The sequence below is a fragment of the Falsihalocynthiibacter sp. BN13B15 genome (assembly GCF_041205415.1).
Classification (GTDB): Bacteria; Pseudomonadota; Alphaproteobacteria; order Rhodobacterales; family Rhodobacteraceae; genus Falsihalocynthiibacter; species Falsihalocynthiibacter arcticus.
Window position 1 is genome coordinate 54,483 of the sequence record NZ_JBGFCE010000004.1, and the last position, 18,948, is coordinate 73,430.

General features: G+C 53.3%; 21 protein-coding genes. 14 read left to right on the forward strand and 7 right to left on the reverse strand.

Annotation, left to right across the window (positions count from 1 at the left end):
- Positions 1–2: 2 nt before the first annotated feature.
- Positions 3–1,295: an adenylosuccinate synthase gene (locus tag AB9F26_RS07885; protein ID WP_039003326.1), complete on the reverse strand. Its 1,293-nt coding sequence runs from the start codon at positions 1,293–1,295 to the stop codon at positions 3–5.
- Between the two features lie 242 nt (positions 1,296–1,537).
- Between AB9F26_RS07885 and secG the strand changes: the two genes are divergently transcribed.
- From secG to AB9F26_RS07930, 9 genes are all read left to right on the forward strand, one after another.
- Positions 1,538–1,903 carry a preprotein translocase subunit SecG gene (gene secG, locus AB9F26_RS07890; protein WP_335585835.1) on the forward strand — a complete coding sequence of 122 codons (366 nt, stop codon included), beginning with the start codon at positions 1,538–1,540 and terminating at the stop codon, positions 1,901–1,903.
- 157 nt (positions 1,904–2,060) lie between these two features.
- A complete protein-coding gene (locus AB9F26_RS07895; RefSeq protein WP_369767745.1) occupies positions 2,061–3,704 on the forward strand; it encodes a CTP synthase in 1,644 nt (547 codons plus the stop codon).
- Positions 3,705–3,746: 42 nt separating this feature from the next.
- A complete protein-coding gene (locus AB9F26_RS07900; protein ID WP_335585837.1) occupies positions 3,747–3,872 on the forward strand; it encodes a DUF1330 domain-containing protein in 126 nt (41 codons plus the stop codon).
- Between the two features lie 5 nt (positions 3,873–3,877).
- Complete coding sequence (locus AB9F26_RS07905; RefSeq protein ID WP_369767746.1) at positions 3,878–4,312, forward strand: TerB family tellurite resistance protein; 435 nt, start codon at positions 3,878–3,880, stop codon at positions 4,310–4,312.
- Between the two features lie 144 nt (positions 4,313–4,456).
- Entirely contained in the window at positions 4,457–5,251 is a 795-nt protein-coding gene (locus AB9F26_RS07910) for an ABC transporter ATP-binding protein (RefSeq protein ID WP_369767747.1), read from the forward strand.
- Entirely contained in the window at positions 5,251–5,421 is a 171-nt protein-coding gene (locus AB9F26_RS07915) for a hypothetical protein (RefSeq protein ID WP_335585839.1), read from the forward strand. The genes AB9F26_RS07910 and AB9F26_RS07915 overlap by 1 nt, the downstream gene beginning before the upstream one ends.
- 21 nt (positions 5,422–5,442) lie before the next feature.
- Positions 5,443–6,165, forward strand: coding sequence for a transporter substrate-binding domain-containing protein (locus AB9F26_RS07920; protein WP_335585840.1), 723 nt, complete (start codon positions 5,443–5,445; stop codon positions 6,163–6,165).
- Between the two features lie 75 nt (positions 6,166–6,240).
- On the forward strand, positions 6,241–7,125 hold the full coding sequence (locus AB9F26_RS07925) for an ABC transporter permease subunit (RefSeq protein WP_335585847.1): 885 nt from the start codon (positions 6,241–6,243) through the stop codon (positions 7,123–7,125).
- Positions 7,122–7,961, forward strand: a complete 840-nt coding sequence (locus AB9F26_RS07930) for an ABC transporter permease (RefSeq protein ID WP_369767748.1) — start codon at positions 7,122–7,124, stop codon at positions 7,959–7,961. Before AB9F26_RS07925 ends, AB9F26_RS07930 begins: the two co-directional genes overlap by 4 nt.
- 69 nt (positions 7,962–8,030) lie before the next feature.
- Here AB9F26_RS07930 and phaR read toward each other — a convergent pair whose 3' ends face one another.
- From phaR to AB9F26_RS07945, 3 genes are all read right to left on the reverse strand, one after another.
- Positions 8,031–8,576: a polyhydroxyalkanoate synthesis repressor PhaR gene (gene phaR / locus AB9F26_RS07935; protein ID WP_369767749.1), complete on the reverse strand. Its 546-nt coding sequence runs from the start codon at positions 8,574–8,576 to the stop codon at positions 8,031–8,033.
- Between the two features lie 144 nt (positions 8,577–8,720).
- The gene (locus AB9F26_RS07940) at positions 8,721–9,161 is read right to left on the reverse strand and encodes a phasin family protein (RefSeq protein ID WP_039000961.1); all 441 of its coding nucleotides are present in this window, start codon (positions 9,159–9,161) and stop codon (positions 8,721–8,723) included.
- 129 nt (positions 9,162–9,290) lie between these two features.
- Positions 9,291–11,111, reverse strand: a complete 1,821-nt coding sequence (locus AB9F26_RS07945) for a PHA/PHB synthase family protein (protein WP_369767750.1) — start codon at positions 11,109–11,111, stop codon at positions 9,291–9,293.
- A gap of 106 nt (positions 11,112–11,217) precedes the next feature.
- Here AB9F26_RS07945 and phaZ point away from each other — a divergent pair, with 106 nt between their 5' ends.
- The gene (gene phaZ / locus AB9F26_RS07950; RefSeq protein WP_369767751.1) at positions 11,218–12,516 is read left to right on the forward strand and encodes a polyhydroxyalkanoate depolymerase; all 1,299 of its coding nucleotides are present in this window, start codon (positions 11,218–11,220) and stop codon (positions 12,514–12,516) included.
- On the opposite strand, the gene AB9F26_RS07955 is transcribed toward phaZ, so the two are convergent.
- Genes AB9F26_RS07955 through AB9F26_RS07965 form a run of 3 tightly spaced genes read right to left on the reverse strand, consistent with a single transcriptional unit; the run spans position 12,513 to position 14,354 of the window.
- Positions 12,513–13,151: a hypothetical protein gene (locus tag AB9F26_RS07955; protein ID WP_369767752.1), complete on the reverse strand. Its 639-nt coding sequence runs from the start codon at positions 13,149–13,151 to the stop codon at positions 12,513–12,515. The two genes, phaZ and AB9F26_RS07955, sit on opposite strands and share 4 nt — an antisense overlap.
- Positions 13,152–13,583, reverse strand: coding sequence for a VOC family protein (locus tag AB9F26_RS07960; protein ID WP_369767753.1), 432 nt, complete (start codon positions 13,581–13,583; stop codon positions 13,152–13,154).
- A 12-nt stretch (positions 13,584–13,595) separates the two neighbouring features.
- The gene (locus tag AB9F26_RS07965; protein WP_369754376.1) at positions 13,596–14,354 is read right to left on the reverse strand and encodes an alpha/beta fold hydrolase; all 759 of its coding nucleotides are present in this window, start codon (positions 14,352–14,354) and stop codon (positions 13,596–13,598) included.
- Positions 14,355–14,578: 224 nt separating this feature from the next.
- On the opposite strand from AB9F26_RS07965, the gene thrS reads away from it, so the two are divergent.
- The 4 genes from thrS (at position 14,579) to AB9F26_RS07985 (ending at position 18,942) form a co-directional block, all read left to right on the forward strand.
- Positions 14,579–16,528 (forward strand): threonine--tRNA ligase, encoded by a 1,950-nt coding sequence (thrS, locus tag AB9F26_RS07970; protein WP_369767754.1) that lies wholly within the window; start codon positions 14,579–14,581, stop codon positions 16,526–16,528.
- 395 nt (positions 16,529–16,923) lie between these two features.
- Positions 16,924–17,214 carry a DUF2282 domain-containing protein gene (locus AB9F26_RS07975; protein WP_335586286.1) on the forward strand — a complete coding sequence of 97 codons (291 nt, stop codon included), beginning with the start codon at positions 16,924–16,926 and terminating at the stop codon, positions 17,212–17,214.
- Between the two features lie 115 nt (positions 17,215–17,329).
- Positions 17,330–18,190, forward strand: a complete 861-nt coding sequence (locus tag AB9F26_RS07980) for a DUF692 family multinuclear iron-containing protein (protein ID WP_369767755.1) — start codon at positions 17,330–17,332, stop codon at positions 18,188–18,190.
- A complete protein-coding gene (locus AB9F26_RS07985) occupies positions 18,190–18,942 on the forward strand; it encodes a DUF2063 domain-containing protein (RefSeq protein WP_369767756.1) in 753 nt (250 codons plus the stop codon). Before AB9F26_RS07980 ends, AB9F26_RS07985 begins: the two co-directional genes overlap by 1 nt.
- Positions 18,943–18,948: the final 6 nt, after the last annotated feature.

The following is an 18,948-nucleotide window of genomic DNA, read 5'->3' on the forward strand; positions in this document are numbered from 1 at the left end:
ACTCAATCCTCGAAAGGGTCAGTAACAAGGATGGTGTCTTCGCGCTCTGGGCTGGTTGAGAGGATGGCCACAGGGCACTCAATCAACTCCTCAACGCGACGCACATACTTAATCGCGGCCGCTGGAAGGTCGTTCCAACTGCGCGCCCCTTCTGTGCTCTCGCTCCAACCCGGCATTGTTTCGTAAATCGGTGTGACGCGGGCTTGATGATCGGCGGCAGTTGGCAAATAATCCACCCGCTTCCCGTCGAGTTCATACCCCACACAAATTTTGAGTTCTTCAAACCCGTCAAGCACGTCGAGCTTGGTAAACGCGATGCCGGACACTCCAGACGTGGCGCAGGTTTGCCGAACCAAAACCGCATCAAACCAACCGCAACGCCGCTTGCGTCCTGTGACCGTCCCAAATTCATGGCCGCGCTCACCAAGCCGTTGGCCATCCGCGTCATCCAGCTCTGCAGGAAACGGGCCTTCGCCCACACGGGTTGTATATGCCTTAACGATTCCAAGCACATAGTCGATTGCACCCGGTCCGACGCCCGTCCCTGTCGCGGCTTGACCCGCGATCACATTAGATGACGTCACAAAGGGGTAAGTGCCAAAATCGATATCGAGCAACGCGCCTTGTGCGCCTTCGAACAAGATACGTTTTCCTGCTTTGCGTTTCTCGTTAAGAATTTTCCAAACAGGAGCCGCATAAGGCAGAACATGCTCGGCGATTTCTTTGAGTTTCGCGAGCAAATCAGCCCGATCAACCTCAGGAAGCCCCATGCCGCGACGCAGCGCGTCATGGTGCTGAAGCAAACGATCCACGCGCGTTTCAAGAGTGGCCTCGTCTGCCAAATCGGCAACACGAATGGCACGACGTCCAACCTTATCTTCATATGCAGGGCCAATTCCGCGCCCCGTCGTGCCAATTTTGGCGACCGTATTGTGGCCTTCGCGCGCACGATCCAGTTCGCCGTGAACTGGAAGAATCAGAGGGGTATTTTCGGCAATCATCAAGTTTTCAGGCGAAATCTCGACGCCTTGCGCCCGCAGCTTGTCGATCTCTTCGATGAGGTGCCAAGGATCAAGAACAACCCCGTTGCCAATCACAGAGAGTTTGCCACCCCGAACAATTCCCGATGGGAGAAGCGACAGTTTATAGACCTTCCCGTCAATAACGAGGGTGTGACCCGCATTGTGACCGCCTTGGAAGCGCGCAATTACATCTGCGCGTTCGCTAAGCCAGTCAACAATCTTGCCTTTTCCTTCGTCGCCCCATTGAGCGCCTACGACGACTACATTTGCCATTATTCTATCCCGGTGATTGGAAAACCCGCGCCCGTATAACTTGCTATGGACTTACAGGGAACCTCTAAAACACCGTTTACCCCCCAAAGCACAAGACAGGGGTACTTCTTTTGCAGAATTCCCTAGAAATGCAGCAACACCCGCGAGGATTTCACGGGGCCGACCAAGGGCTTTCAACGAATAGGGTTGCGAGCACGGGAAAAGCCGCCTAAATAACTCCAAATCTCAAGCGAGGCTGCTTCATGGAAAATATCGTTCTTGTCATCCACCTACTTCTTGCGTTGTCATTGATCGGCATCGTTCTAATCCAACGTTCCGAAGGGGGCGGCTTGGGTATTGGCGGTGGCGGCAACGGGGGCACCTCGGGGCGCTCCGGCGGGACAGCCCTTGGCAAAGTCACTTGGGTTTTGGCGGGCGGATTCATCATGACGTCGATCACCTTGACTGTAATTGCAGCACAAAATGCTGGTGCAGGGTCGGTTTTGGATCGCGTTGGTGGAAAGGCCCCTGCGCCGATTGAAGCTCCGGCTTCCTCACTTGGTGAAGGTGACTCTTTGCTGCCGCCGTCATCTGGCGACGAAACGCTTACACCCCCCGCCGCCGAATAAGCTACTATAAATTGAGAACGAGCAGAAATGCTCCGCAGCATCTTGCTGATTGGGTTGCGGTTTCCTTGAGAATCCGTTATAACTCAACTCCCGTGATGCTGCGCTTTTTTGCGCCGTTTTCATCTCAGTTAAAACACTCACGGGAGACGTTCGCCACATGGCTCGTTATATTTTCATTACTGGTGGCGTTGTGTCTTCACTTGGCAAGGGTTTGGCTTCAGCGGCTCTTGGCGCTTTGTTGCAAGGCCGTGGTTATACTGTTCGCCTACGTAAGCTCGACCCTTACCTCAACGTAGACCCCGGAACCATGAGCCCATTTGAGCATGGCGAAGTTTTTGTGACCGATGATGGCGCCGAAACGGACCTTGATTTGGGCCACTACGAACGCTTCACCGGCGTCGCTGCGCGTAATACGGATTCCATCTCCTCTGGGCGTGTTTATTCCACTGTGTTGGAAAAAGAACGCCGCGGCGATTATTTGGGTAAAACCATTCAGGTCATCCCGCACGTGACCAATGAGATCAAAGAATTCCTTCATATTGGCGAAAATGAAGTCGATTTCATGCTTTGCGAAATTGGTGGGACTGTGGGCGACATCGAAGGCTTGCCTTTCTTTGAAGCAATCCGTCAATTTGCCCAAGACAAGCCGCGCGGCGAGTGTATTTTCATGCACCTCACCCTGTTGCCGTACCTTGCCGCGTCGGGCGAGCTGAAAACCAAACCCACGCAACACAGCGTCAAAGAATTGCGCAGCATCGGGATCGCCCCAGACGTGCTTGTCTGTCGTTCCGAACAACCCATCCCAGAAAAAGAGCGCGAAAAAATCGGGCTTTTCTGTAACGTCCGCAAAGACAAAGTGATCGCAGCATACGACCTCAAATCGATCTACGAAGCCCCCCTCGCCTATCACCGCGAAGGCCTCGACACGGCGGTCCTTGATGCTTTTGGCATCGACCCCGCACCGGCGCTCGACCTCACCCGCTGGGTTGATGTCGCAGACCGCGCCTTCAACCCCGAAGGCGAAGTGAAAATCGCGATTGTCGGCAAGTATACCCAACTTGAGGACGCATATAAATCCATCGCCGAAGCTCTTGTACATGGTGGCATGGCCAACCGCGTGAAGGTGAAAATCGAGTGGGTCGATGCAGAAATTTTCGACACAACCGACGCCGCCCCCTACCTCGAAGGGTTTCACGCAATCCTCGTTCCCGGTGGCTTTGGCGAACGTGGAACCGAAGGCAAAATAAAAGCGGCCGAATTTGCACGCACCCGTAAAATCCCCTATCTCGGGATCTGTTTGGGCATGCAAATGGCGGTCATTGAAGCTGCACGCAATGTGGCCCACCTCACCGATGCGGGCTCCGAAGAGTTCGACCAAGAATCCGGTGAAAAACGTTTCACTCCCGTGGTTTACCACCTCAAGGAATGGGTGCAGGGCAACCATAAAATCGCGCGTAGACTGTCTGATGACAAGGGCGGCACAATGCGATTGGGCGCCTACACGGCCACTTTGAAAGAAGGCTCCAAAGTCGCAGAAGTCTATGGCACGACCAGCATCGAGGAACGCCATCGCCACCGCTATGAAGTCGATGTGCGCTATCGGGAACAATTGGAGGCCGTCGGCCTTCAGTTCTCGGGCATGAGTCCAGACGGGAAACTGCCCGAAATCGTCGAGTGGAACGATCACCCGTGGTTCATCGGCGTGCAATACCACCCCGAACTAAAATCCAAACCCTTCGCGCCGCACCCGCTTTTTGAAGGCTTCGTAAAAGCTGCCAAGGACAATTCGCGTCTGGTCTAACGGTGGTGAAATGCCTAACCTACCAAAAATTGGGGGGGACATATGACAGACAGTCTCAAAGGATACTGGATCGCGCATGTAGATGTGGGCGATCCGGAAGGTTACAAATCCTATGTCGCGGCGAACGGCGTTGCCTTTGCTAAAACCTCCCTAAAGGAAGCAACATAACTAAAATGATTGATAAAATATTTTCTCTTTTTGCCCCTGAAGCAGAGCCACAAAAACTCGACGACCGCATTGCAATTGCGGGGTTGCTTGTGCGCATAGCACGCACCGATGGCGATTATTCCCACACAGAAATCGCCCGCATCGACCGTATTTTGGCAAAACGCTACGAGATCACCCCCGAGAAAACCACCGAGTTGCGTCAGGAAGCCGAAGTCTTTGAGAAGTCGGCCCCCGACACCGTCCGCTTTACCCGCTCGATCAAGGATTCGGTGCCACACGACGAGCGCGAGGCCGTTATCGAGGCTCTATGGGAAGTGGTTTTGGCCGATGGTGTCCGCAATACATACGAAGACACACTCATGCGTTTGCTCGCAAACCTACTGGGTATCACGGACATGGACAGTGCGCGCTGTCGTCAACGTGTTTTATCCAATCAATAATCCCCAATTTCCTGGACCGAGGCGCCCCCGACAATTGGGCGTTTCGCACCAAATTGCGTTCCCTTACGTCAATCGTCCTTTCTGTTTGCAATTTTAAGGAATATCCTTCCTAATAATGAACCAAATCCAAACAGCTGGAATACCGTGACAAAACCTAAAGCAAACGACACACAAACTCCTGTGATAGAAATCCGCAACCTGCATAAATCCTATGGGCCGCTGGAAGTCCTTAAGGGTGTGGACATCTTGGCGAACCGTGGGGATGTTGTGTCGCTGATTGGCTCTTCTGGGTCAGGAAAGTCCACACTTTTACGGTGTGCGAACCTGTTAGAAGATAGCCAAAGTGGGGATATCCTTTTTGAAGGCGAGCCTATTTCTTGGCGCGGACAAGGTTTGGGGCGTCACCCCGCTGACCGCGCACAGGTCACGCGCATTCGCACCAATCTGTCGATGGTTTTTCAACAGTTCAATCTGTGGGCGCATATGAGCATCCTGCAAAACGTGATGGAAGCCCCTGTTACCGTCCTCGGAGAGGACCGAGAGGCGGTTGAGTTGCGCGCGCGCGACCTGTTGGCAAAAGTGGGGATTGGCGACAAATGTGATGCCTATCCTGCCCAACTTTCTGGCGGTCAGCAACAACGCGCCGCCATCGCGCGTGCGTTGTGTATGCAGCCCAAAGCCCTCCTGTTCGACGAGCCGACAAGTGCCCTTGATCCAGAGCTGGAGCAAGAAGTTGTAAAAGTCATCAAAGACTTGGCAAACGAAGGCCGCACGATGATATTGGTTACGCACGACATGCGGTTGGCGAATGATGTTTCGGACCACGTCGTGTTTTTGCATCAGGGAATCATCGAAGAGCAAGGCCCGCCGTCGACCCTTTTCACCGCTCCTAAAACCGCTCGTTTGCAACAATTTCTCAGCGCAACGGTGAGTGCATAATGCCTGCACCTAGTGCCCTTGTTGCGCTCACATTTGTGAATCGCCCATTAGAGTTTGATTCCAAAATCGCCCTAAATTTCGGCCCTTCGGGCATAACCCAGTTTCTCAACGACGGAACCAAGAATGCGCGTACCAAGCGTTGGTTCCCCGTTGGCGGAAGACTTACGTAATTACACCTCACGGAGACTAAAATGAAAAATATCCTTCTTTCGACCGCAGCTTTAGTTTTTACAACGAGCGTTGCCTTCGCTGACACCGTTCGCATGGGCACAGAGGGTGCCTACCCTCCCTACAACTTCGTCAACGATAATGGCGATCTCGACGGATATGAAATCGTCTTGGGCAATGAACTCTGCAAACGTGCCGAATTGACATGTGAATGGGTCCAAAACGATTGGGACAGCATCATCACAAACCTCAACTCCGGCAACTACGACACAATCATTGCAGGCATGTCCATCACGGACGAGCGTAAAGAAGTCATTGATTTCTCGCAAAACTACACGCCACCAGCGGCTTCCGCTTACCTCGCTTTATCCGCAGATGTTGACCTAACATCTGGTGTTGTTGCTGCACAAGCCGCAACAATTCAAGCAGGTTACATTGCAGAATCCGGTGCAATCTTGGTTGAATTCGCAACTCCAGACGAAACCGTCGCTGCAGTCAAAAATGGTGAAGCAGACGCAGTCTTCGCAGACGGCGACTACCTTTATCCCATCGCGGCGGAAAGCGGTGGCGATATGCTTATCGTTGGTGAACCCGTTGGTTTGGGCGGCGGCATCGGCATCGGCATGCGCAAAAGCGACACAGAACTTAAAGCAAAATTCAACACAGCCATCGATTCTATGAAAGCTGACGGCACGTTGAACGCTTTGATCACCGAATGGTTCGGCGCAGACGCCCAAGTATTCTAAACCTTAATAGTCAACGCGCGCCTTGAAAAAAGGCGCGCGTTTTCCTTTTGGCCAAACCACTCAGGGGACTGTCCGATCTTTTCATATTGCTCCGATCCGTCCGCCCTCGAAGGCCTGACATGGCTGTCGTGCTATCTCACGACAGGAAAACATTTCGCGTTTTACAGTTCGTTTTTAACGGTGCTCTTCTTGCTGGCCGTGACCGCACCCGTTGCCTTATTTTTTGGTTTCTTGGGCGCGACAGCATCCCGTAGCCACATCGCCCCTCTGCGCTGGTTTGGAAAAAGTTACACCTCCGTCGTGCGCGGGGTTCCTGATATTGCGTTCTTTATGTTCTTTGTCATCGCCCTTGACCAAGCTGTCGAATGGACGCGCCACAAGGTAAAATGCCCCGAATGGACCGACGCCATTCGTCAGGGCAGTGATTTCCTTGTCTGCCCCGATGCCAAAATGCCCCTCTCCTCCTCGGCCCAATGGGTCCATGAAACCTACAGTTTCTCAATCGCGGTTTTTACCTTTGCGATCGTGTTCGGCGCCTTTGCGGCCAACGTTCTCTATGGCGCGATGCAAGCCGTCCCCCGTGCCCAAATGGAAACAGCCGAAGCTTACGGTATGTCGCACCGCCAAAGTTTCTGGCGCATTCTTGTGCCGCAAATGTGGATTTTCGCGCTGCCTGGCCTCTCCAATCTTTGGTTGATCCTTGTAAAAGCCACGCCACTTTTGTTCCTTTTAGGCATTCATGACATCGTCTTTTGGGCCCGCGAAATGGGGGGCCACAAAACCAATGCCTTCGACTATCCGCATCCAGATTGGCGCATTTGGTATTTCCTTGGTTTGATGGTCTTCTACCTCACACTAACCAAAGTGAGCGAAATCGCCTTTGCCAAATTGACGCGTAAACTTTCCCGTGGTCAGGCAACCGCAGGCGGCGAAGCCCAGCGACGCGAGGCCACGGCATGAGTTGCCTCGAAACCATCCAAAACTACGGCCTGCGCTCCCTCGGATACGGTGAACGGCTTCTGCCCAAAACCGACTTCACTCTGTGTGATCAATTCACGTTGATTGGTTCGGGTATGATTTGGAACATCTATTTCGGCGTCCTCGCCCTCATCTTTGGCTTCTTTGCCGCCACAGCCGTGGCCATGGCCAAAAGCTCACATCGCTGGATTCTGCGCCGTCCCGCCGAGATTTTCATCTTTATCTTTCGCGGCTCACCCCTGTTTATTCAGTTCTTTTTGGCGTATGAAACCTTCGTGCTCCTGCCCAAACTCGGCATCGACCTCAACCTAGGCTTCGTCGAGATTACGCTGGAAACCCGCATGTTAACAAAAGCTTGGCTCGGGGCATTGCTGGTGCTTTTCCTCAACACAACGGCCTATACTGCGGAAATCTTCTATGGTGCGCTGAACTCTATTCCCAAGGGGGAAATCGAGGCTGCCGATGCCTATGGTTTAACCGGTTGGAAGAAATTCCGGCGGGTGATTTTCCCCACCATGCTGCGCCTCTCGTGGCCCGCTTACACCAACGAGGCGATCTTCCTCTTTCACGCCACAACCTTGGTCTATTTCTCGGGCTTTCCGGCATGGCAGCAACGCGGCGATGCGCTGTATTACGCCAGTTATTTTGCGGACAAAACGTTTAACCCGTTCGTCCCTTATCCGATCCTTGCCATGTATTATGTGCTTTTGACGTTTGTTGTGATTGGGATTTATGGGGCTATCAGTAAATATCTCAATCGGCATTTACCACAAGAAGCCCGTCGCAAATTTCAGTTCAGACCCCAGATCATTCGCTGACGCGTGACACGCTGAAAACAGGGGGTTTTTGCGGTAGAATGTGCGTTTTCTACCGCAGAGCCAATTGGCTTAACTCATTTTTGACAGCTTACTTTGCAGTTCCGCCAACTGTTTCTTGATGTCAGCCAGATCACTATCGCTACTCGCGGTGTCTTTTGGGGCTGGCTGCTCAGATGTAGGCGCGGTCCATCCGCCGGTCATGGTCTTCAAAAACGCTTCCTGTTGAGCCTTTAGCGCGTCAAGCCCAGGGATGCCGGCCAAAGGACTGGGAAAGCCGCCCATAACTTTGGTCTGGCTCTCGCGGAGCATTTCAAAGCTCGCAGAGAGAAAGTCAGGGACAACGCTGCCTGCTTGGTTTGTATAGCTACGCACCAAATCCATGAGGACATTGACGGGCAATACATTGTCACCACGGCTTTCTCTCTCCGCAATAATCTGTAGAAGATATTGCCGTGTCAGATCGTCGCCGCTTTTTAGGTCAATAATCTGGACCTCACGCCCTGTGCGGATAAAGCCCGCGATGTCGTCAAGAGTGACGTAATCGCTGGTCTCGGTATTATAAAGACGGCGGCTGGCATAACGTTTGATAAGTAGTGTTTTTTCGGCTTCGCTCACAGGGATCCCCTTCTTCTGCAATGCAGAAGAATTGCGCATGCGCAGAAGGAAAGCAACAAAAAGAAAGGCGAGACCCGAGAGGATCTCGCCTTAAGAGGAAGCGCGGGAGGGAGGGAGGAGGAGACCCGCGGTTAGAACCTCAAATTACTTCGTGGCCGCTTTAGCAGCTTTCGTAACGTCTGCAGTTGCTTTGTTAACAGCAGCGTTTGTTTCTTCAGTGATGTCTTTGCCAGCAGCAAGCATCAGTTCAACAGTTTCAGCTTGAACTTTTTTCGCAATTTCAGCGAAAGCGGCCAAGTTTTCAGAAGCCATCTCAGCAGTTGAAGAAGCGAATTCTGTCAATGCTTTGCTATAATCAGCTGGCTCAGTTTTAACTGCGGAAACTGCGGACAGTTTCGCGAGTGTTTCTTTTGTCCATTTTGTGGAAATCTCGTTAGATTTCTCAGCAGCTGTCAAAGCTACTTTGGACATTTTGTCGCCAAGGGCGGCGGAATTTTTGAACGCGCCTTCAAATGCAGTTGTGTCTACTGGGAATGCGCCAACCATGTCTTGCATGATCTTGGTGAAATCTTGTGCTTGTGTCATGTGTTCGCTCCTAAGTGCAGGCGGGAAGTTCCGCTGAATTTCTCTTGTACAAACAATATGCATACTGCAGCGCGGCATTTCAAGCTTTTTATGCTGCATCGCAGCATTATTATTCAATACCCTTATAAATCAATCACTTATTGGTGCCAAAACATAGGTTCCAGGAGCAGGGCAAAGCTCTGGATAGCCCGAATCACCGGAAATTCGCGCCGGAACCTGCCCGCCTGAGTGTTCAGACAGCCATTTTCCCCATCGTTCCCACCATGAGCCCTCATGAAACTCTGCGCCTTCTTTCCACGCATCTGCGGTAAGCGTCATGTCCTCATTGGTATAATGGCCGTATTTTTTCTTGCTAGGCGGATTCACGATCCCAGCGATATGGCCACTTTCAGACAGAATAAAGGTTTTGGATTTACTCTGGAACTGACTCACGCCGCGATACGAGGAAGTCCAAGCCGCGATATGGTCGGTTTCACAGGCGATAGCACAAACGGGCACGTCCACATCTTTAATCGAGAGCACCTCGCCCTCCATTTCATAGATTCCGCGCGCGAAGTGATTTTCTTGACAAAGGTTACGCAGATATTCGACCGTCATCTGGCCCGGAAGGTTCGTTCCGTCGCCGTTCCAATAGAGAAGGTCAAACGCTGGCGGCGCCTCCCCCATCATATAATTCCGGATAGCGGGCGCATAGATCAGGTCATTGGAGCGCAAATACGAAAAGGTCTTAGACATGAAGAGCGAGTCCAAAACACCCGTCTCAGCAACTTCGCGTTCAATCCCACCAACAAAGCCTTCGTCCAAAAACACGCCAACTTCGCCCTGATCCGAGAAATCCGTTAGCGTGGTAAAGAAGGTCGCTGATTTTATCGATTTGTCCCCCGCCTTTTTCATCTTCGAAAGTGTTAGCGACAAAGTCGTTCCGGCAATGCAATAGCCCACAACATTGACGCTCTTTTCCTTGGTAATCTTTTTGACCGTCGCGATGGCCTCAAGGTACCCCTCATTCACATAATCCGCCAATCCCACATCCTTATAGGAAGCGTTCGGGTTGACCCAAGAGACGACAAACAGGGTAAACCCTTGTTCTGTAATCCAATTTATCAAACTATTCTGCGTCTTGAGGTCCAAAATATAGAATTTATTGATCCACGGCGGAAAGATAATCAACGGAGTCTTATAGACGGTTTCGGTTTGGGGGGCATATTGCACAAGTTCAAACATGCGATTGCGAAAGACGACCGATCCTTTGCTCGTCCCAAGATTTTCACCAACTTTAAAGGCCTTTTTGTCGGCCAAAGTTACCAAAAGCTCGCCATCATTGGCTTCAATATCGCGCACAAGGTTTTCCAGCCCATCCACCAAGGATTGCCCCTCGGTCTCGGCTGCTTTGGCCAACGCCGTCGGGTTTGTCCCAAGAAAATTATTGGGCGAAAACATATCCACAATCTGGCGACTAAAGTAATCGACTCGCTTTTTATCTGACGGATCTAGCCCGTCAAGGTCCGCCACGGCCTGCGAAACAGCATCGCTGCCCATCAAATATTGTTGCTTAATATAATTGAAATACGGATGCGTATCCCACGCGGGGTCTGCAAATCGACGATCGGTAGGCCCAGAATCTTTGGGCGCCTCAATTTTACCTTCGCTTAAAGTATGCTGCGCATCCACGTAATGCTTAAGCGACTTCCCCCAATAGGCAACCTGATGTTCGACCATTTTTGACGGATTATTTACCATTTCGGCCATATAAGCGGCAGCGGCCTTCATGAAGAGGTCGCTACTTGGGCCTTGGAGGTTGGGATCAATTTTACGTTTTTTCGAAAGGGCGGCGACAAGGCGCGCCGAAAGCGCCTCCACCTTAGCCAGATTCTCTGACAGACGTTCAGATGTCACATTTCCGTTTGAATCTGAGGATTTTTCGTCGGAATCGTTCTGATTGGTTGTCATATGATTTTTTCTACCCTAATCTTTCTGCAAGTGCAGCATAGTGCAGGACGCGCGTGCAGCACAAATCAAGCTTAGCCTGAGAAATCAGCGCTGTGAAGGAGCGAATATGCGGTATATGGCCACTTATGACATGATGGAAACAATGCGCAATACCAACGAGTGGTTGGGCGCATCTGCAAAAGCCGTCGCTGCCTTCCCTGCCATGGGCCTTGTTCCCAACCCGTTTTTGCAATGGATCGGCGCATGGGGCGACGTCACAGAGCGTAGTTTCGCTCGCATGGCAGCCAAGCCTGACTGGGGCATTCATACAATTCCTGGCGAGGATGGATGCGATCATGTGGTCTCAGTTGAATCCGTTGTCTCGCGTCCTTTTGGCGATTTGATCAAGTTCAACGTGCAAGGACGTCCCGAAAAGGCGCGCAAAATCTTGTTGGTCGCTCCGATGTCCGGCCACTACGCAACCCTATTGCGCAGCACCGTCGCGAGCCTTCTTCCAGACGCCGAAATCTATATCACCGACTGGCACAATGCGCGGGACATTCCCGTCTCCGAAGGCAAGTTTGATATTGAAGATTACACCCTATACCTCGTTGATTTCATGCGCGAAGTTGGACCAGAAGCCAATGTAATTGCCGTATGTCAGCCCGCCCCCCTAGCGCTCGCTGCGACAGCCTACCTCGCCGAGCTCGATCCGTCCGCACAGCCTCGCACCCTGACGCTCATTGGTGGCCCAATCGACCCCGACGCCGCAGCAACCGACGTTACCGACTTTGGTCGCCGCGTCACAATGGGCCAACTCGAAAAAACCGCAATTCAACGCGTTGGATTTAAATTCAAGGGCGTCGGGCGCATGGTCTATCCGGGCCTCCTCCAACTCGCGTCTTTTGTATCGATGAATAGCGAACGCCACTCGCAAGCTTTCCAAGAGCAAATTTCCCGCGTTTCTAAAGGCGAAGCTGGCGACCACGATGCGCACAACCGCTTTTACGACGAATACCTTGCCGTTATGGATATGACCGCCGAATTCTACCTCTCAACCGTCGAACGGATTTTCAAAGGCGGCGAAATTGCCAAAAATCAGTTCGTTGTCAAAGGTAAGCCAATCGACATCGGCAAAATCACTTCGGTTGCCGTCAAAACCGTCGAGGGTGCAAACGACGATATTTCGGCACCGGGCCAATGCGTCGCCGCGCTCGACTTGTTGACTGGCCTGCCCGATAGCAAAAAAGCCAGCCACCTTGAACCTGGTGCCGGACACTATGGTATTTTTGCAGGCAAAAGCTGGCGCAACAATATCCGCCCGCTTGTCCTTGATTTCATCGATGCGAATGCGAAACCCGAAACGCCAAAAGCTGCTGAGAAACCTGCGCAAAAGTCTGCAACAGTGACCAAACTCAAAGCCTAATGCGGCAAATCTAGCCCGCGAAATTTCGGGAAATCAAAATACCGTGCTGCGCGCACCGCTTGCTCCTCAGATGGCGCATCCCCCGCGCGCAGAACAACAGAATTCCCGCCAATCCACCCGCGAATATCCCGCTTTGGCACCTCGCTAAACGTAAGATTGAACGCCGCGAGTTTTGGAAAAAACCGTATTTCGGAATAGGGCAAATGATCGTGCAACCACCACGCCAGATCATGCCAATCCCGCCCCTTTTCATATCGGTCCGCAAACCACGGAATCACGATGCACGCACAGGCTCCCATGGCGCCGCGTGGATCTTTCCTGTCCCAAATATGCCCGCCAAAATCCACGTCATTTCTGGCGCAGTTCAGCGCGTTCTCATTGCCAAACCGGTTCAAATCCGCCGCCCGAAACCCTGACCGCACAGAAATTGCGCCGAAGGTTTCCTGAAGCGGATCAAGCAGTTGCGTACAAAGCGCACGCCCTGCCGCAATCGCAAGTTCCGGATCGTCGGGAATATTTGAAAACCCGTGCACCGCGCCAATTTCCGAATACAGAAAATCGCGCATGAAGAAATACTTCGACAGCCGCGCGCGCCCAAAGGCCTCAAGCCCTCGCATGCTCGCGGGTTTACGCATCTATTTCACGCCGTTCCATTGGAATTCGCCCTTTGGCCCCAGCGGTGAAAACGGGTTATGCGCAATTTCCCACACATGCCCGTCTGGATCGGCGAAAAACCCGTGGTGTCCGCCCCAAAACACATCAACTGCGGGCTTTAACACCGTCCCACCGCCCTGTTTTGCCCGTTCCAATAACGGCGCGACATCTTCTTTTTGGGGCACATTATGGCCGAATGTCACCCCGCTAAAACCGCCGACATCCGCAACCGGAATGCCGAGATCATCGGCCAAAGCCGCCCTCGGATACAACCCAAGCGTCTGGCCAATCAGGTCAAATGCAATGACCCCATCCGGACTTTCCACCCGCGTCCAACCCAACCCCTCATAAAACGCGGCCGACGCATCCATATCGGCCACACCAAGCGTTATCAAACTTACTCGTTGGTCCATTATTTCAGCCTTTCAAAATTTCGCCCGTGCGATGACCTTCTCACAGGTCTTTGTTATCAGGTTTAGGCATTCAGGCGTCGAGAAGCGGTGATCGGCCCCCTTGACCAGCGTCAGGCGGACATCACCGCCCTCAACATGTTCCAAAAGGCGCATCGCCACCGAAGTATCCACATCCGCATCGGCAGTTCCCTGCAAAAATCGCGTGGGAAATGGCAGAGAAAGCGGGCTACGCAGCACGAGTTCTTCGCGCCCATCCTCGATCAGCTTTCGAGTGATAATATACGGCCCATCGTCATAGTCACTGGGCAAGGCAACCTGCCCCGTTTCGGCCATTTCCGCCTTTTGTGCCACGTCAAAACCGCCCCACATGCTATCCTCGGTAAAATCGGGCGCAGCGGCAATTCCCACCAGTCCGGCGACTTTTTCGGGCATCGCGCGCGCCACAAGAAGCGCCATCCAGCCCCCCATAGATGAGCCAACCAAGATCTGTGGCCCTTCGGTCAATGTGCGAATGGCGGCCTGTGCGTCTGCGGCCCATTCGCCGATGCTTCCGTCCGTAAATGCGCCCGAACTTTCGCCATGCCCCGAATAATCAAACCGCAAAAAGGCGCGGCCTGTTTTTTTGGCCCAATCCTCAAGGTACACAGCCTTGGTGCCGCCCATATCCGACATGAACCCGCCCAAGAACACCACGCCGGGCCCTTTGCCCTCTGTAAGGTAGTAGGCAATTTTACGCCCTGTGTCGGTGGTTAGAAACTGTGGCTCGCTCATGTTTGGCTCCAAATGACTGCCGATGTGTGACCGCCACAGTGCCGCTCTGGGGCATGGGTTTCAAGCCTTTCAATTCGCCGACGCCCGATTGTCATCGCGGCCTCCCGCCTGAGATTTACCCATAAATCCGCGTTGACTTTACCCGCCCCGCGCGGCAAAACACGCACGAACATATACCCGCAACCGGGCGTTTCGTAGGCGCCAAACTGACGAGGAGCCCCATGATGGCCCAAATCTCCCTTACCCTTCCCGACGGCAATTCCCGCCAATATGATGCTGGCATTACCCCCGCGCAGGTGGCCGAGAGCATTTCCACATCCCTCGCGAAGAAAGCCATATCCGCAACAGTGAACGGCCAACATTGGGATATGCAATGGCCCATCAACGCAGATGCAAGCCTCGCGCTCCACACTATGAAAGACGAGGAACAAGCCGTTGAGTTGATCCGTCACGATTGTGCCCACATCATGGCGCGCGCCGTGCAGGAACTCTGGCCCGACGTCAAAGTCACCATCGGCCCCGTGATTAAAAACGGCTGGTATTACGACTTTGACCGCGAAGAAGCCTTCACACCAGAAGACCTCGAAACCATCGAGAAAAAGATGAAAGAGATCATCAACAAGCGCGAGCCTGTGACCACAGAAATTTGGGAACGTGAACGCGCCGTTGATTTCTATCAGGCCAATAATGAGCCCTACAAAGTAGAGCTTATCAACTCCATTCCGGGCGACGAACCCCTGCGCATGTATTGGCACGGCCACTGGCAAGACCTCTGTCGCGGCCCACATCTTCAACACACCGGTCAAGTTCCGGGTGACGCATTCAAACTGATGTCCATCGCGGGCGCTTACTGGCGCGGCGACAGTGACCGCGCGATGCTGCAACGCATCTACGGCGTGGCGTTCCAAAACAAAGACTGCCTCAAGCAGCACCTCCACATGCTCGAAGAAGCCGCCAAACGCGATCACCGCAAACTTGGTCGCGAAATGGACCTCTTCCACATGCAGGAAGAAGCACCGGGCCAAGTGTTCTGGCACGCAAACGGCTGGCGCGTCTATACCGAGTTGCAAGACTACATGCGCCGCAAGCAGTATGCAGACGGCTATGTCGAAGTTAACACACCACAAGTGGTGAACCGCAAGCTTTGGGAAGCGTCCGGTCACTGGGAAGCCTATCAAGAACACATGTTTATTGTCGAAGTCGACGAGGAACATGCACGCGAAAAAACTGTGAACGCGCTCAAGCCGATGAACTGCCCTTGCCACGTACAAATCTTCAACCAAGGCATCAAATCCTACCGCGACCTGCCCCTGCGCATGGCGGAATTTGGCTCCTGTAACCGTTATGAACCTTCGGGCGCACTGCACGGTATCATGCGCGTGCGCGGCTTTACCCAAGACGACGGCCATATTTTCTGTACAGAAAACCAGATCGAATCCGAGACCAAAAAATTCGTCGAGTTTCTTTCGCAAATCTACGGTGAGTTGGGCTTCCACAACTGGCGCATCAAGCTTTCCACCCGTCCAGAAAAGCGCGTCGGATCAGATGAAAGCTGGGACCTCGTTGAAGACGCCCTAGGCAACGCGTGTAAAGCAGCAGGGTACGAGTTTGAACTCAACCCCGGCGAAGGCGCGTTTTACGGCCCGAAACTTGAGTTCGTTTTGACCGACGCCATTGGGCGTGATTGGCAATGTGGCACCCTTCAGGTCGATCCAAACATTCCTGAACGCCTCAACGCCACGTACGTGGGCGAAGATGGTGCCAAACACACGCCCTATATGTTGCACCGCGCAACCTTGGGCTCGTTTGAGCGTTTCATCGGGATTTTGATCGAAGAGCACGCAGGAAAATTCCCCTTCTGGCTTGCGCCGCGCCAAGTGGTTGTGGCTTCTATTGTATCCGATGCGGATGAGTTTGTCTTGGAAGCTGTGGCCGCCCTGCAAAAACGTGGCGTGCGCGCTGAGGCCGACATTCGCAACGAGAAGATCAACTATAAGGTCCGCGAACACAGCCTTGGCAAAGTGCCCGTCATCCTCGCAATCGGTAAGAAAGAAGTCGAAGACCGCACCGTCACCCTACGCCGCTTGGGTGAAAAGCAAACAAGGGTCTTAGAGCTTGATCAAGTCGTCGAAGACCTCGCGGTTGAAGCAACACCCCCCGATTTGCGCGACTAAATCGCTCGCAATTTAAGGAATGGCTCGGAAACTTCAGTTTTCGGGCCATTTTTCATCGCCCTAGGCGCCTGCGCTTTCTGTAACAATCCTCAAGCCGCGCAATTTTAAAACAATTTCCACCAGTATTTCGGCGGATTTGTTTCAATACGCCCCCTCATTGGTGAAATATTCGGCGGAGTACCGCGCGCCTCCAAACTTTCGCTTATGCGACAATTTGTCGTCAGCCCCTTAAAACTAAGAGGATTTTTCACGCGTACGCTCCCACCCGCCTCCTCGCGATACTTCACGCGCCAGTGAATAACGACGATGTGAGTGGCCCGTTCCCTCCTGGCTCGCATAGAGTTTACCCAATCGCTTGCTGCGATTTTTATGACAGTTTTTTAAAGGATATCTCAATGTCTACACACTTCAAAACTCTTGCCGCTGCTGGCGCTGTTGCTGCTGCACTTTCTGCCCACGCTCTTCCTGCTGCAGCGGATGGCGCAAAAGAAAAATGCTATGGTGTTTCCCTTGCTGGTGCAAATGACTGCGCAGCCGGTCCAGGCACAACTTGTGCAGGTACATCCAAAGTTGATTTTCAAGGAAACGCTTTCAAACTCGTTGCTGCCGGCACATGTGCAACTATGGACGTAGGCGAAGGCCGCATGGGCTCCCTCGAAGCTCTTGAGCGCGACATCCCTGCATAAATTCTATTCGCCTCACCCGTCTGGGTGGGGCGCATTTTCCCCGAATTACTCGGATTTGGTTCTTAGCCAATTCTGATGTAGACTACCTAGAATAATTTGTGTTCCGGAGGCTCCCGTGCTCGATTCCAACCCGCACCGTTTTGAGGCCCTCCCCAATCGCCCCGGCGTTGGTTACAAACCCCAGCATTTTTCCGCGATCATGACCGATGCCTCCCCCGTGGAATGGCTCGAAATTCACGCAGAAAATTACATGGGTCAGGGCGGCCGCCCCATCGCCCAACTGCGTGCCCTCTCCGAAAAACTCCCAATATCTGTGCACGGTGTCGGCCTGTCGATCGGCGGCGAGAAGCCCCTTGATCCAGACCACCTCGAACGCCTGCGTCATCTGGTTTCATGGCTTAACCCCGCCAGTTTTTCCGAACACCTTGCGTGGTCCACTCATGATGTTGGCTTCATGAACGACCTTTTGCCTCTGCCCTATACTCAAGAAACGCTTTCGCGGATTTGCGAACATATCGATCAAGTTCAATCCACCGTACGCCACCGTATGCTGCTGGAAAACCCGTCCAATTACCTCACCTTCGCCGAAAGCCAAATCCCCGAAGCCGAATTCCTCGCCGAGATCGCTCAACGCACGGGGTGCGGCTTATTATTCGATGTAAACAACGTGTTTATTTCCGCCACCAACCAAAAAACCGACCCATATTCCTACATTGATGCCTTCCCCCTTGATCTGGTTGGGGAAATCCACTTGGCGGGTTTTGAGGAGGACAGTGACGATGATGGCGACCTGCTTTTGATCGACAGCCATGGCCGTGAAGTGGCCGAACCCGTGTGGGAAATGTACGCCTATACCTTGCTCAAAGGCGGTGCCAAACCCAGCCTCATCGAGTGGGACAATGATGTCCCCGATTGGCCCACCCTCGCCGCCGAAGCCCAACGGGTCGCGACGGTTCTTGACACGGTGCCGGTGTGATGGTGACCGTTTCTCAAACACAATTCATTCATGCCCTGCTCGACCCAGACACGCCCCCCCCTGAAGGTTTGATTGGCCCCGATGGCTCCCCCGCCGGTAAGCGTTTCTCGGTGTATCGCAACAATGTCGCGGTCTCCCTCACCGAAGCTTTAGGCCAAGCCTTTCCAGTCCTATGTCGCATTGTCGGCCAAGAGTTTTTCGACGCTGTCGCTGGTGTTTACTTGCGCGCCCACCCGCCACGCTCCCCGCTTATGATGTTCTATGGCGCTGAAATGCCTGCCTTTCTAGCCAAATTCGAACCCGTCGCGCACCTGCCCTATCTGCCCGATGTTGCACGTCTTGAACTGGCTCTTCGCGCCTCATATCACGCAGCGGACGCCCCTCCCATCGCGGCCGAGACCCTGCAATCCATCTCCCCCGACGCGCTTATGGCGGCGCGTCTCACCCTCGCACCCGCCGTGAAAATCCTGCGCTCGCCTTGGCCGCTTCACGCGATTTATCTAGTGAATACGCGCTCCGATGCACCCTCTGTCACCCCCAGCGCGCAGGATGTTTTGCTCACCCGTCCGGACTTTGACCCCGAAGCGACTCTCCTACCAGCTGGCGGGGCGGATTTCATCGAAACCCTCGGCAAAAACATGACCTTCGGGGCTGCCTTTGAGGCGGCCAGCACAATACCCGAATTCGATCTCACAACGGTCCTCGGCGCCCTTCTTGCCGGCGGGGCCATCACCCATATTGACCTGATTTAGGATATT